Genomic DNA, 12,696 nt, shown 5'->3' on the forward strand with positions numbered 1-12,696 from the left:
CTGCACGGCCATCCCGGCAGATGCGGCGCTACGCGCGAAACCCGAGGGCCGCGCGCGCGAACGTGAGCGCCTCCTCGGGGGCCACGCCGAGCTTGCGCGCCCGGGCGGCGAACGCGGCGGCGGCGGCCTGCACGTGCTGCTGGGCGGCATCCCCACTGGCGGCGATGAAGGAACCGTTGCGGCCGCGCGTCTCGATTACTTCGTCGCGCTCGAGCTCGCGGTAGGCGCGGGCCACGGTATTGGCGGCGAGCCCCAGATCGTCCGCGAGTTTGCGCACGGTCGGCAGCTTGTCGCCGGGGGCCAGTGAACCCGCACGAACGGCGGCGAGTACCTGCACCCGCAACTGTTCGTAGGGCGGTGTGGCGGAGCGCGGATCGACCAGCAGCATCATGCCGAGGTCTTCTCTCGGCTGTCTTCGTCGGGCCAGTTGTCGGCGGTTGGGCCGCGCCGGCGCCGGTCGAGTTCCATGGCTGTCTCGGGCCACAGTCGACGCAGGTAGTGCGTGGTGCTGCGATTGCGCAGGCTCGTCACGCTCCAACCGATTAGGGCGAAGACCAGCACCGGTCCCATTATCGTGAACGATTCGACCAGAATCTGCCCGACCGAGCCGGGCTCCGGCAGATAGATCGAGTCGCTGAGTGACAGGAACAACACGCAGGTACTGACGGCCGCAATGATGCCCGGGATCCCGACCAGGCTGCGCAGGGTGGTGCTGCGAAAGGCATCGCTCCAGGCCAGTTCGATGGATGTGCTGGCCGGCTGGCCGCGATCGAGCAGCGCCCCGACTGCCGCCCAGGTGAGCAGGCTCGCTGCAGCCGCGAGGGCCAGGAGCAGTCCGGCCGGCCAGAGAATAGTGCGCACCGAAACGTCATCGAACACCCGCTCCGGGTTGATCGCGATGACCCCGAGCACGGCAATGTAGCCGAGGGTGGCCAGCGCCAGGAATCCCAGCGAAAACGTGCGGTCGAGCGGCGTGACATAGTCGGCCAGCCGGGGCGACAGGCTGCGCGCGAGTCGCGGCGCCTCGGGAACCGGGGCGAAGGCCGCATGCGAATCGTTGAGGATCACGGCGCTTGTCGACGCAACCGTCATCGTGACCCCGACCAGAAGTCCGTTCCACGGGCTCTCGCTCCCGCCCATCGAGACGAGCGCCGCCGCTCCGACGACGAGTCCGATCATCGCTCCGACGACCCCGGCACGTTCCCGGCGATAGAGTCGGCGCGACAGCTCGGGAACGATCCCGGGAACCAACGCGAGCCCGACCTGCTGAGAGTAGGCGTGCAGCATCCGTCTGCGCGGTTCGGCACTTGAGATATAGGCCAAACGGATGCCGAGAGCTGCCATTACCAGCGCTGCCAAAATCACTAAGACCGGATTCACAAAACCCTCCTTTTGTGTGCGTTTTGTACCAGAGTAGCAATACAAACAACTGTGGCAATAGGTGCTCGGTAGGAAAAGCTGTCCTGGCCGTGCCTAACCGCGAAAACTCAATGCACCCAGAAAGAGCACAGCACCAGCGGTTCAGGCGCTGGGACGCTCCAGAGCTTCGGTGACGAGCGCGAGCGCCTCCTCCCGGCTCACCCCGAGCTGCTGAATGCGCGCGGCGAACGACGTGGCGGCCGCCTGGGCCTGCCGCGCCGCCGCATCGCCATTGGGAGCGATGAATGACCCGAATCGGCCGCGGGTTTCAATGACGGCGTCACGCTCCAGCTCACGATAGGCGCGGGCGACCGTGTTCGTGGCGAGGCCGAGTTCAGCGGCGAGGGCGCGCACGGTCGGCAGGCGAGTGTCGTGGGCGAGCTCGCCGGAGCGCACGGCCGCAATCACCTGGCTGCGCAACTGTTCGAACGGCGGCGTACTCGACTGGGAATCAATGGCAACAAAGGAAGCGGGCACGGGACCCTCCGTTCAACGTTATGGACAATTTTGCCCCGCTACAACGGATGCTGCAACAGCATGCCGTTGGTACGTTCCTCCAGAATGTCCGAGAGCCCGGGTGTCTGCCTGCCTCAACGCCCACGAAGCACCGTTCGTGAGGCCGCGGCGGCTCGGTAGGCTCGAACCCATGACTTTCCCGGCCGATCTGCCCGCCCAGCTGGCCGGGCTGCTGCCCACCCTGGTCGGTGTCCTGCTGCTTCTGGCGGTGGTCGTGACGGTGCTGCGCGGCTATCGCACGCAGCATCCCTTCGCGCCGGCGTTGGCCCTGCTGCGCGGCACCCTGCAGCTGGCCGCGATCAGCCTGATCCTCAGCGGAATCATCAACGATCCGCTCTGGGTCGGTGTCGGACTGCTCGTCATGTTCGCGGCGGCCGTTGGCACGGTGACCCGGAGGATCGGCTTCAACCGGCGCCACCTGGTGCGGGTTGCTGCGGCGATGGGGCTCGGTGTTGTCGTCACGCTGACGATCGTGTTCACGACCGGGGCGATTGAATTTTCGCCGCGCTACGTGCTCGCCATCGGCGGCATTATCATCGGCAATGCCATGTCGATCGCGACCCTGAGCGGTCGGCGCTTCACCGAAGCGGTCGGCGACCACTGGGACGAGGTCGAGGGCTGGCTCGCGCTCGGCGCCACGCCGGGCCAGTCCACCCGGGAGCTCGCCCGGCAAGCGGTGTATTTCGCCATCATCCCGTCCACGGATCAGACCAAAACCACCGGCCTCGTGACGTTGCCCGGGGCGTTCGTCGGCGCGATCTTTGGCGGAGCATCGCCCCTGGAGGCCGGCCGGTTTCAGATCGTCGTGCTCGCCGGCATCCTCTGCGCCGGGTCGATCGCCGCGGTGACGCTGCTGCACCTGGTCGGCCCGGTGCGCCAAAAGCCCGTCCCCACGGTCTAGCCCTCGAAATTACTCGACCGAACGGTGAATCAGGCGGGACAAGACGATCGCGCTGCGGGTGTGGTCGACGTTGGGCGCGAGGCGCACCTTTTCGAGGGCCGCCTCGAGACCGGGAATGTCCCGGGCGCGAATGTGCACCATGGCATCGGCGCTGCCGGTGATCGTTCCGGCATCGACCACCTCCGGCACGCCGGAGAGAATGCGCAGCAGTTCGTCGGGTGCCACCGTGCCGCGGCAGAACAGCTCGACATAGGCTTCCGTGCTCATGCCGTCGACGGCCGGGTCGACCTGAATGGTGAAGCTGCGAATGACCTTGTCGGCCACCAGCCGATCAACGCGCCGTTTCACAGCGGATGCCGACAGCCCCACGACGGATCCGATATCGCCGTAGCCGGCACGCGCATTCTGGCGCAGCAGGTCCAGAATGCTGTGGTCTAGGTTGTCCATGGGCCGAGTCTAGGCGATCGCTGTGCGCAAACGTGCGTCCCGACGGCCATTCTCGAAGATTTATTGCGCAGATCAGCGTGAAACGTTGAATCGTGATGTGTGAGACTAGGACTGGCGTCCCGGAACGATCGTGATTCGATCGCGCCGGGCTCTCGTGAGCGACCTGGTCCGCCATTCACCCTACGTTTCGTGGGTTTTCAGGTCCGCGAAACGACGAAGGAGCCTCATGTCGATCGACTCAGCCACCCCCGTCCTCTCCGAAGAATCGGCCGTTCCGGTGCGCACCGCCACCAAGCGCACCATTCTCATGTGCAAGCCGCAGTTCTTCACCGTGGTCTACCGCATCAACCCCTGGATGGACCCGGCCCTGCCCACCGATACCTCGCTCGCCGTCGAGCAGTGGCAGACCCTGTACGACACCTACGTCGGCCTCGGCTACGACGTGCAGCTGATCGAGCCGATCGACGGCCTGCCCGACATGGTCTACGCGGCCAACGGCGGATTCGTCATCGACAACCAGGCCTACGGCGCCAAGTTCACCCACGTACAGCGCCAGCCCGAAGGTCCCGCCTACATGGACTGGTTCGGCGCCAACGGCTTCGACGTACGCGTGCCGATCGAAACCAACGAGGGCGAGGGCGACTTTTTGCTGGTCGGCGACGTTATTCTGGCCGGCACCGGCTTTCGCAGCGATTCGAACAGCCATGCAGAGCTCTCGATTATCGCCGGCCGCCCGGTCATCACCCTGCGCCTGATCAACCCGAGCTTTTACCACCTCGACACCGCCGTCGCCGTGCTCGATGACAGCAATATCGCGTACCTGCCGAGCGCGTTCGATGCTCCGAGCCTCGCGATTCTGCAGGAACGTTATCCCGACGCCATTATCGTCACCGAAGAGGATGCCTCCATCCTCGGACTCAACTCCTACTCCGACGGCTACAACGTCGTCATCGCCGCCCGCGCCAAGGACTTCGAACAGCAGCTGCGCGCCCGCGGCTACAACCCGATCGGCGTCGACCTGTCCGAGCTGCTGCTCGGCGGCGGCGGCGTCAAGTGCTGCACGCTCGAGCTGCGCCGATGACCGCGCCCAACCTGAAGGAGCACGATATGACCACGAACCTGACCGCCGAGACCGTGCCCGCAGCATCCGTTTTGTCTGAAGCCACCGCACTGATCGCCCAGGAAAGTGCGCACGCCGCGCACAATTACCACCCGCTCGAGGTCGTTGTCGCGACCGGTGACGGCGCCTGGGTAACGGATGTCGCCGGTCGCCGCTATCTGGACTGTCTCGCCGCATATTCCGCCGTGAACTTCGGGCACTCCAACCCGGTACTGCTTGACGCCGCCCGCGCGCAGCTCGGCCGCATCACGCTGACCAGCCGTGCCTTCTACAACGACCAGCTCGGCCCGTTCGTCACCGCGCTCGCCGAACTCGCCGGCAAAGACATGGTGCTGCCCATGAACACCGGCGCCGAGGCCGTCGAATCCGGCATCAAGGTCGCCCGCGCTTGGGGCTACCGAGTCAAGGGCGTCGCGCCCGACCTGGCCAACATCATCGTCGCCGCCGGCAACTTCCACGGCCGCACCACCACCATCATCAGCTTCTCCGACGACGAATCGGCCCGCGCCGGTTTCGGACCGTTCACACCCGGTTTTCGCACCGTGCCCTACGGCGACGCCGCGGCGCTCGAGGCTGCCATCGACGAGAACACCGTCGCCGTGCTGCTCGAACCGATCCAGGGCGAGGCCGGCATCGTCGTGCCGCCGGCCGCCTATCTGCCGGCCGTGCGCGAGATTACGACGCGTCTGAACGTGCTGTTCATCGCCGATGAAATCCAGTCGGGGCTCGGCCGCACCGGCTCGACCTTCGCCTGCGACCTGGTCGGCGTCGTGCCCGACCTGTACCTGCTCGGCAAGGCCCTCGGCGGCGGCATCGTGCCGGTGTCGGCGGTCGTCGGCAACACCGACGTACTCGGAGTGCTGCACCCCGGCGAGCACGGCTCCACCTTCGGTGGTAACCCGCTCGCCGCCGCCGTGGGCCTGGCCGTCGTGAAAATGCTGGCCACGGGCGAATACCAGAAGCGAGCGACCGAACTCGGGGCACGCCTGCATGCCGGACTCTCGGCGCTGATCGGCCACGGCGTGGTCGAGGTGCGCGGCGTCGGTCTCTGGGCCGGCATCGACATCGACCCCGCGCTGGCCCCGGGCCGCGTCGTCTGCGAGGCCCTGCTCGCCCGCGGCGTGCTCGCCAAGGACACCCACGGCTCGACCATTCGGCTCGCCCCGCCGATCGTCGTCTCGGCTGACGACGTGGACTGGGCTGTCGAGCAGTTGCGCCTGGTGCTGGCCGACCTCACCGCGGCGAAGTAGGCTTCCGGTCGGCTCGCGGCACCGGCCCGGCTCGCCCCGTTCCGTGGGGATCGTGGCTCGGCGAACGCGCGTTTCCTGAATCAGCCACCGCAACAGCGGATGTCCCCGCGTGACGGCTGCGGCGCCAAGCCGGGCGGCTCTAGGCTGAAGGGCATGTACACCGACCTGCCCGAAGCCGAACTCCGCGCCTATCGCAGCGGCCAGGCCGACCCGGGCGACTTCGACGCGTTCTGGGCTGACACCCTCGCCGAGGCCGAGGGCCATCCGCTTAATGTCACAGCCTTGAAGGTCGACGCCGGGCTCAGCACACTGGACGTGTTCGACCTGACCTTCGCCGGGTTCGGCGGGCAGCCGATCAAGGCCTGGCTGCGGGTGCCCGTCGGCGCGAGCGGTCCGCTGCCGACCATCGTGCAGTTTCACGGCTACGGCCGGGGACGCGGGCAGGCTTTCGAGAATCTGCTGTGGGCATCCGCCGGGTTCGCGCACTTCGAGATGGACCTGCGCGGGCAGGGCTACGGCGGCAGCGCCGGCGACACTGCCGATGACGCCGGGAGCGGTCCACAGGTCCCAGGGTTCATGACCCGCGGCATTGACTCCCGCGAGACCTACTATTACCGCCGCCTCTTCACCGACGCCGTGCGCGCCGTCGCGGCGGCCCGCAGCCTGGCGCTCGTCGACGAAGCCCGCGTCGGCGTGATGGGCACCAGTCAGGGCGGTGGAATCGCGCTCGCCGTGGCCGGACTGGTTCCCGACCTTTCCGCCGTGGTCGCTCGGGTGCCGTTTCTGTGCGACTTTCCGCGGGCATCCGTTATCACCGACGCGCAGCCGTACCGCGAGCTGGGCCAGTATCTCGCGACGCATCGGCTGAAGGTTACGCGCGTGCACGACGTGCTGTCCTACTTCGACGGCGTCAACTTCGCCAAGCGGGCCACCGCGCCGGTGACCATGACGGCGGCACTGATGGATCCGATTTGCCCGCCATCGACCGTCTTCGCGGCCTACAACAACTATGCCGGCCCGAAGCAGATCACGGTCTGGCCATACAACGGGCATGAGGGCGGCGCCTGGGAAGACGATGCGCTCGCACTGCGGGCGTTCCGCGAGAACCTGGCCTGACGTTCGGCTCTTGCCGCCAAAAACCAATGGCGGTACCATTTTGGTATGGCTATCAATGTGCGCATCCCGGAGGAGCTCGATCGTCAACTGGAAGAGCTCGCGGCGGCACAACACGTGTCGAAGCACGCTCTGCTGCTGCAGGGGGCAACGCTGATTGTCGACCGCTACTCGCGTCGAGATGAAATCGAGTCGGGCCTGCAGTTCGTACTGACCCACGACGCCGAGTTGCTGCAGCGGCTCGAAGACGCATGACCCGATACCTGGAGGTCGCCGACGCGCTTCAGGTGACCGAGCGCTACGGATTCCACGTACGGGACGCCGGCCTCCTCGCATCTGCGCTGGCCCGGCCGTCGGCGTCCATGTTTGGAACGGATGCCTACCCGACGTTTGATCGCAAGGCCGCAGCCTTGCTCGAATCGCTCGTGCGTAATCATCCGCTCGTGGACGGGAACAAGCGCACCGGTTGGACCCTGATGGTTCTCTTTTTGTGGATCAACGGATTTGCTCACGATTTCACCGCCAACGAGGGGTTCGACTTCGTGATCGGCGTCGCCGAAGGAACTATCGACCTCGACGAATCTGAACGCCGCATCGCTGCGCATCGGGTCCAACGGCCATAAGCCGCAGCGCAACCCGGACCGGGCTGCGCCGCGGGGGCTATTTCGGCGGGGCCGTCTTCCTCGGCGCCCGCTTCACCGGCGTGCCCGTCACGGCAGCGGATGCACCGATGCTCTGTTTCGGCGCGGCGGCTGTGCCTACCGGAGCCTTGCGTACCGGAGCCTTCCGCGCGGGAACAGCCTCGGCCGCGGCGACCATGGGAGCGGCGACCGGCATCAGCCGGGACAGCTGCGTCACGTGCCCGGGGTTCAGCTCCTCGAGCGAGTTCACCCCGAGCAGCCGCATCGTGCGGCTGACCTGTTCCGACAGAATCTGGATCGTGCGGTCGACCCCGGCCTCACCGCCGGCCATCAGGCCGTAGAGGTAGGCGCGGCCGATCATGGTGAAGCGGGCGCCGAGAGCGATCGAAGCCACGATATCGGCTCCGGACATGATGCCCGTGTCGAGGTGCACCTCGGTGTGCGCACCGACCTCGCGCGCGACCTGCGGCAGCAGGCGGAACGGAATCGGCGCCCGGTCGAGCTGGCGACCGCCATGGTTCGAGAGGGTGATGCCGTCGACGCCGAGATCGACGAGGCGCTTGGCGTCCTCGAGGTTCTGCACGCCCTTGACGACGACCTTGCCGGGCCACTGCGCCTTGATCCAGGCCAGGTCCTCGAAGTCGACTGTGGGGTCGAACATCGTGTCGAGCAGGTCAGCGACCGTGCCGCTCCAGCGATCGAGGCTCGCAAAGGCGAGCGGTTCGGTGGTCAGAAAGTTGATCCACCACTCCGGCCGGGGCAGTGCGTTGACGACCGTGCCGAGGGTGAGCGCCGGCGGAATCGAGAAGCCATTGCGCTTGTCGCGCAGCCGGGCGCCCGCCACGGGCACGTCCACGGTCACCAGCAGCGTGTCGAAACCGGCCTTCGCGGCCCGGTCCACGAGGGCCATCGACCGGTCGCGATCCTTCCACATGTACAGCTGGAACCAGTTGCGGCCGTTCGGGTTGGCGGCCTTGACGTCTTCGATCGAGGTGGTACCCATGGTCGACAGCGCGAAGGGGATTCCGGCCCGAGCCGCCGCGTGCGCCCCGGCGGTCTCGCCCTCGGTCTGCATCATGCGGGTGAATCCGGTGGGCGCGATACCGAACGGCTGTGAAACCTGCGCCCCGAGCACGTCCCAGCCGGTCGACACGGTCGACACGTCGCGCAGGATCGACGGGTGGAACTCGATGTCCTCGAAGGCCTGGCGGGCCCGGCCGAGCGAGATTTCGGCCTCGGCCGCGCCCTCGGTGTAGTCGAAGGCCGCCTTGGGCGTTCGCTTCTGGGCGATGGCGCGCAGGTCCGCGATCGTGAGCGCGGCGGCCAGCCGGCGCTTCTTTGCGTTGAGCTCCGGACTCTTGAACTTCATCAGCGGGGCGAGATCTTTGATTTTGGGGATGCGTCGTTGAACCATGGTCGTCCTTCTCTAGTGATCGCGCAGGTGGGTTTCGGCGTAGTAGTTGGAGATGTGGGCGTGCATCGCGAGGCGGGCCGCATCCGCTTCACCGGCCAGAATGGCGGCCAGAATGCCGCGATGCTCCAGCATCAGGCGAGCGGATGTTGCCGGCCAGTTCGCGAGGCCCGCCGCGCCGGCCCGCGCGTACCCCTCGATCGCGCTGCGGAGGCCGGCCATCGTCGCCGTGACGACCTGGTTGCCGCTCGCTTCGGCGAGGGAGAGGTGGAACGCCGCGTCGAGGGCGAGAAATTCGGCTTCGGTGAGGGTCTGGTTTTCCATCGCGGTGAGGATCTGCGCGGAGGCGGCCAGGTCGGGGGAGCCTGCGGCCGCGAGGTCGGTGACGATCGAGCCCTCAAGAACGAGGCGGGTTTTGACCACGTCGGCCACCGCAAAGCCCTGGGCCGCGACCTGCAGGCGCATGAGCGCGGACATCCCGCCGCCGGGGCGGGCGACGATAATCGCGCCCGCCGAGGGACCGGAACCGACCGCGGTGCGGATTAGACCGAGCACTTCGAGCACGCGCAGGGCCTCGCGCACACTGGATCGGCCGACGCCCAGGTCGGCGGCAAGGGTGCGCTCGGGCGGCAGGTGGTCTCCCGGGCTGAGTCGGCCGTCGAGCAGGTCGCGTTCAACAGCGTCGAGCACGACCTGCCAGGCGCGTGGGGCGGTCATCGGGTCCTCTCGGGTGCAGTGACCATGTGGTCTGACCACAGGTTACACGAGGATCACCCGGTCGCGCGATAGACAAATCGTCATAACTTGGGAGCGCCCGTTTGGTGCGCACGCGCCTGCACCAAGCGGCAGCGCGACGCGCGTCGCCCGGGCGCACCAGGGCGGAGGGAAGCAACTCGCGCGGGACTCAGGCATCCGTTCGCGGCAGCAGCACGTGGCCGGGTTGCCCCAGCCGCAGAGATCGTGGGTGGTTACAGCCTCAGGCCGAGGGCGCTGATCATGTCGCGACCGTCGTCGGTGATCTTGTCGGGCGTCCACGGCGGCATCCAGACCCAGTTGATCCGATGGCGTTCGACCACGCCGACGAGGGCCTGCTCGGTTTGCTCCGTCAGTACCTCCTGCTCGGGGCAGCCGGCCGAGGTGAGGGTCATTTGGATGACGAGCGTGTCGGTGTCGTCGTCCCAGGCCAGGCCGTAGATCAGGCCGAGGTCGAAGACGTTGATGCCGATCTCGATGTCCATCACGTTTTTGAGTGCTTCTTCGATGTCATCCTGGCGTGCCGGAGTGAGTGCTGAGACCATGGTCCCAGCCTACGGTCGCGGCGGGGCGCGCAGTGCCCGACTAACTCGTCAACACGACGTTGACCGGGGTCTCGCCGCGCAGCATCCGTTCTATTTGCTGGCGAACGAGCAGGGCCATGCGTGGCAGCATCGCGCTCGAGGCGCCGCCCACGTGGGGGGAGATGATCACGTTGGGCAGCGCGAAAAGTGGATGCCCCGCCGGCAGCGGTTCCGGATCGGTCACGTCGAGCGCGAGCCGGATTCGGCCGCTGGTGGCGTGAGCGAGCAGCGCCTCCGTGTCGGCGACCGGGCCGCGGGCGATGTTCACCAGCAGGGCGCCGCCCGGCATGAGCGACAGGAACGCGTCATCGACCATGCCGGTGGTTTCCGTCGTGAGCGGCACGCCGACCACGACGATATCGGCCCTCGAAAGCAGTTCGGGCAGGGACTCGAAGCCGTAGATCGTGCCGCGTTCGTCGGTGCGGGCGGTGCGGGCGACGCGAATGACCGTGGTTTCGAAGGCGAGCAGCCGGGTTTCGATGGCGTGGCCGACGCCGCCGTAACCGAGCAGCAGCACGGTGCGGTCGGCCAGGCTCGCGTGCTGCGCTGGTGCCCACTCGCCCCGCTCGGCGGCGCGTACGAAGTCGTCGATGCCGCGCTGGGAGGCCAGAATCAGAGCGAGGGTGAGCTCGGCGGTCGAGGTCTCGTGCACGGAGGCGGCGTTCGCGAACACGTGGCCGGCGGGCAGCAGCGTGTCGATGCCGTCGTAGCCGATCGACTGGCTCTGCACGAGCCGGGTGCGCACGCCCGCGAGATGGGCGACCCGGTTGGCGGCGCCCATGTACGGTGTCACGACAAGGTCGATCTCGGGAATAGGTGCCGGGCCTTCCATCGCCCACTCGATGACCTCGACGCCATCGGGCAGCTCGCCAAGGGCGGCGCGCAGGTCGGGCTCGGGCAGGCTGACGCGCAGGGTTTCGGAGCTCATCGGTCAAGCCTAGACGGGCGCCGGTGCTCAGCGCCGAGGGTGGCGTGTAGAGCGGCGAGGTCGCCTGGACCATCCCGCGCCCGTGTCGGGGGTTCCGACGGTGTGCCTCCTGCTTCGGCAGGAGCCGGTCGATGTTCTCTCCCGGAGGCGATTGATAATCATGGCGCATGAGCAAAGTCGTCGACCACGCCGCTGCCCGCGATGACCGCTCCTTCTTTGGACAGCCGCGTTCACTCGCCAACATCTTCGGCGTCGAGATGCGGGAGTGGTTTTCCTTTTACGGCATGCAGGGCATCCTGTTGTTGTATTTATACTTCTCGGCGGCCGACGGCGGCTTGGGAATCCCGCAGACCACTGCGGCCGGCATCGTCGGTGCATACGGCGGTGGCGTCTACCTCTCGACGATCCTCAGCGCCTGGACCGCCGATCGGTTTCCACTACGGATTCGGCCTCGCCGCCGTTGGCCTGGCGATCGGGCTCACCCAGTATTCCCTCGGCCGCAAGCGCCTGCCGGATGCCGCCCGGCGGGTTCCCGATCCGCTGCCGCGTTCGCGATGGTCCCGCTACATCGTCATTGCGATCGCGACGCTCGGCGTTATTGTCGTGCTCGGGCTCACCGGGATGATTACCGCGAGCAATCTGGTCACCATCGTGATCGGGCTGACGATCGTCGCGACAATTGCCTACTTCGTGGTGATCCTGACGAACCGCCAGATCACCACGGTCGAGCGCCAACGGGTCTGCGCCTTCATTCCGCTATTTATCGCTAGTGCGGCGTTCTGGTCGCTCTACCAACGGCAATTCACGGTCGTCACGATCTACTCGGACGAGCGACTCGACCGCGCGCTGTTCGGCTGGGAGATGCCGGTGTCCTGGGTGCAGTCCTTCAATCCCGTGCTCATCATCGTGCTCTGCGGCATCTTCGCCGCCCTGTGGACCAGGTTGGGAACGCGGCAGCCCCCCACGCCGATCAAGTTCGCGGTGGGCACCGCGGTGATGGGCGGCGCCTTCCTGCTGTTCCTGCCGTTCGCCGGCGGTGCCGCGAACTCGACGCCACTCCTGGCGATGATCGGAATTCTGCTGGTCTTTACGATTGCGGAGCTGCTGCTCTCACCGGTCGGACTCTCGGTCGCCACCAAGCTCGCGCCGGAGGTCTTCAAGACGCAGATGGTGGCTCTGTTCTTTCTCTCGGTCGCGCTCGGCTCCGCCGTGTCGGGTGTGCTCGCGACCTGGTACGCCACTGCGCCAGGGCGGGTCTACTTCAGCGTGCTCGGCAGCATCGCGATTGTGCACGGGCTCCTACTCGTTCTGATCTCCCGCCCGGTGCTGCGCCTGATGGGCGGGGTTCGCTAGGCCGTCCTTCAGTGGACAACTTTGTCGGGTGCTGCGGGGTCGTAACCCATCGAAGTTGTCTACTCAGTGGCAACCGCCCGCAGTTAGCGCGGAACCGTCGCCTCGACGATCGCGATCTCCCGGGTCGCGGTCTCTCGATCGAGGTCGGGCTCCGATCCCTCGGGCGCGGCCGGCGCCTGCTCCCGCTCCAGCACGGCGGACCGGCCTCGGCGCCTCGGCCGCACCGGCGGCGCCTCGCGCCCGTCGCCGGCGTGCAGAAC

The 12,696-nt window shown here is 67.1% G+C and carries 14 protein-coding genes and 1 pseudogene; 7 read left to right on the forward strand and 8 right to left on the reverse strand.

Translation table 11 applies throughout. The annotated features are described in order from the left end of the window. Window positions 1-28: 28 nt before the first annotated feature. The 3 genes from E3T46_RS16875 to E3T46_RS16885 all read right to left on the reverse strand — a co-directional run bounded on the left by E3T46_RS16875 (window position 29) and on the right by E3T46_RS16885 (window position 1,896). Window positions 29-388: a GntR family transcriptional regulator gene (locus tag E3T46_RS16875; RefSeq protein ID WP_092452540.1), complete on the reverse strand. Its 360-nt coding sequence runs from the start codon at window positions 386-388 to the stop codon at window positions 29-31. Then, a complete protein-coding gene (locus E3T46_RS16880) occupies window positions 388-1,380 on the reverse strand; it encodes a hypothetical protein (RefSeq protein WP_134579423.1) in 993 nt (330 codons plus the stop codon). The genes E3T46_RS16875 and E3T46_RS16880 overlap by 1 nt, the downstream gene beginning before the upstream one ends. 141 nt (window positions 1,381-1,521) lie before the next feature. Then, entirely contained in the window at window positions 1,522-1,896 is a 375-nt protein-coding gene (locus E3T46_RS16885; RefSeq protein WP_134579424.1) for a GntR family transcriptional regulator, read from the reverse strand. A 169-nt stretch (window positions 1,897-2,065) separates the two neighbouring features. Here E3T46_RS16885 and E3T46_RS16890 point away from each other — a divergent pair, with 169 nt between their 5' ends. Beyond that, window positions 2,066-2,836, forward strand: coding sequence for an ABC transporter permease (locus E3T46_RS16890; RefSeq protein ID WP_134579425.1), 771 nt, complete (start codon window positions 2,066-2,068; stop codon window positions 2,834-2,836). Window positions 2,837-2,845: 9 nt separating this feature from the next. On the opposite strand, the gene E3T46_RS16895 is transcribed toward E3T46_RS16890, so the two are convergent. Continuing rightward, a complete protein-coding gene (locus tag E3T46_RS16895) occupies window positions 2,846-3,283 on the reverse strand; it encodes an Lrp/AsnC family transcriptional regulator (protein ID WP_092452413.1) in 438 nt (145 codons plus the stop codon). A gap of 226 nt (window positions 3,284-3,509) precedes the next feature. Here E3T46_RS16895 and ddaH point away from each other — a divergent pair, with 226 nt between their 5' ends. The 5 genes from ddaH to E3T46_RS16920 all read left to right on the forward strand — a co-directional run bounded on the left by ddaH (window position 3,510) and on the right by E3T46_RS16920 (window position 7,389). After that, window positions 3,510-4,364 carry a dimethylargininase gene (ddaH, locus tag E3T46_RS16900; protein ID WP_134579426.1) on the forward strand — a complete coding sequence of 285 codons (855 nt, stop codon included), beginning with the start codon at window positions 3,510-3,512 and terminating at the stop codon, window positions 4,362-4,364. A 26-nt stretch (window positions 4,365-4,390) separates the two neighbouring features. After that, entirely contained in the window at window positions 4,391-5,653 is a 1,263-nt protein-coding gene (gene rocD, locus E3T46_RS16905) for an ornithine--oxo-acid transaminase (protein WP_134579427.1), read from the forward strand. Between the two features lie 153 nt (window positions 5,654-5,806). Continuing rightward, window positions 5,807-6,769, forward strand: coding sequence for an acetylxylan esterase (locus E3T46_RS16910; protein ID WP_134579428.1), 963 nt, complete (start codon window positions 5,807-5,809; stop codon window positions 6,767-6,769). 45 nt (window positions 6,770-6,814) lie between these two features. Further along, window positions 6,815-7,021, forward strand: a complete 207-nt coding sequence (locus tag E3T46_RS16915) for a ribbon-helix-helix protein, CopG family (protein WP_170851596.1) — start codon at window positions 6,815-6,817, stop codon at window positions 7,019-7,021. Then, a complete protein-coding gene (locus E3T46_RS16920) occupies window positions 7,018-7,389 on the forward strand; it encodes a type II toxin-antitoxin system death-on-curing family toxin (RefSeq protein WP_134579429.1) in 372 nt (123 codons plus the stop codon). Before E3T46_RS16915 ends, E3T46_RS16920 begins: the two co-directional genes overlap by 4 nt. Before the next feature lie 37 nt (window positions 7,390-7,426). On the opposite strand, the gene E3T46_RS16925 is transcribed toward E3T46_RS16920, so the two are convergent. The 4 genes from E3T46_RS16925 to E3T46_RS16940 form a co-directional block, all read right to left on the reverse strand. Then, window positions 7,427-8,821: an alpha-hydroxy acid oxidase gene (locus E3T46_RS16925; RefSeq protein WP_134579430.1), complete on the reverse strand. Its 1,395-nt coding sequence runs from the start codon at window positions 8,819-8,821 to the stop codon at window positions 7,427-7,429. A 12-nt stretch (window positions 8,822-8,833) separates the two neighbouring features. Further along, complete coding sequence (locus E3T46_RS16930) at window positions 8,834-9,535, reverse strand: FCD domain-containing protein (RefSeq protein ID WP_134579431.1); 702 nt, start codon at window positions 9,533-9,535, stop codon at window positions 8,834-8,836. A 251-nt stretch (window positions 9,536-9,786) separates the two neighbouring features. Beyond that, the gene (locus tag E3T46_RS16935) at window positions 9,787-10,116 is read right to left on the reverse strand and encodes a metal-sulfur cluster assembly factor (protein WP_092452431.1); all 330 of its coding nucleotides are present in this window, start codon (window positions 10,114-10,116) and stop codon (window positions 9,787-9,789) included. Between the two features lie 40 nt (window positions 10,117-10,156). Beyond that, window positions 10,157-11,083, reverse strand: coding sequence for a 2-hydroxyacid dehydrogenase (locus tag E3T46_RS16940; RefSeq protein WP_134579432.1), 927 nt, complete (start codon window positions 11,081-11,083; stop codon window positions 10,157-10,159). A 167-nt stretch (window positions 11,084-11,250) separates the two neighbouring features. Between E3T46_RS16940 and E3T46_RS16945 the strand changes: the two are divergent. Continuing rightward, window positions 11,251-12,436: pseudogene (locus tag E3T46_RS16945) on the forward strand (oligopeptide:H+ symporter). Window positions 12,437-12,696 lie beyond the last annotated feature (260 nt).

Origin of the sequence: Cryobacterium sp. Hh11 (assembly GCF_004404045.1) — a bacterium.
Classification (GTDB): Bacteria; Actinomycetota; Actinomycetes; order Actinomycetales; family Microbacteriaceae; genus Cryobacterium; species Cryobacterium levicorallinum.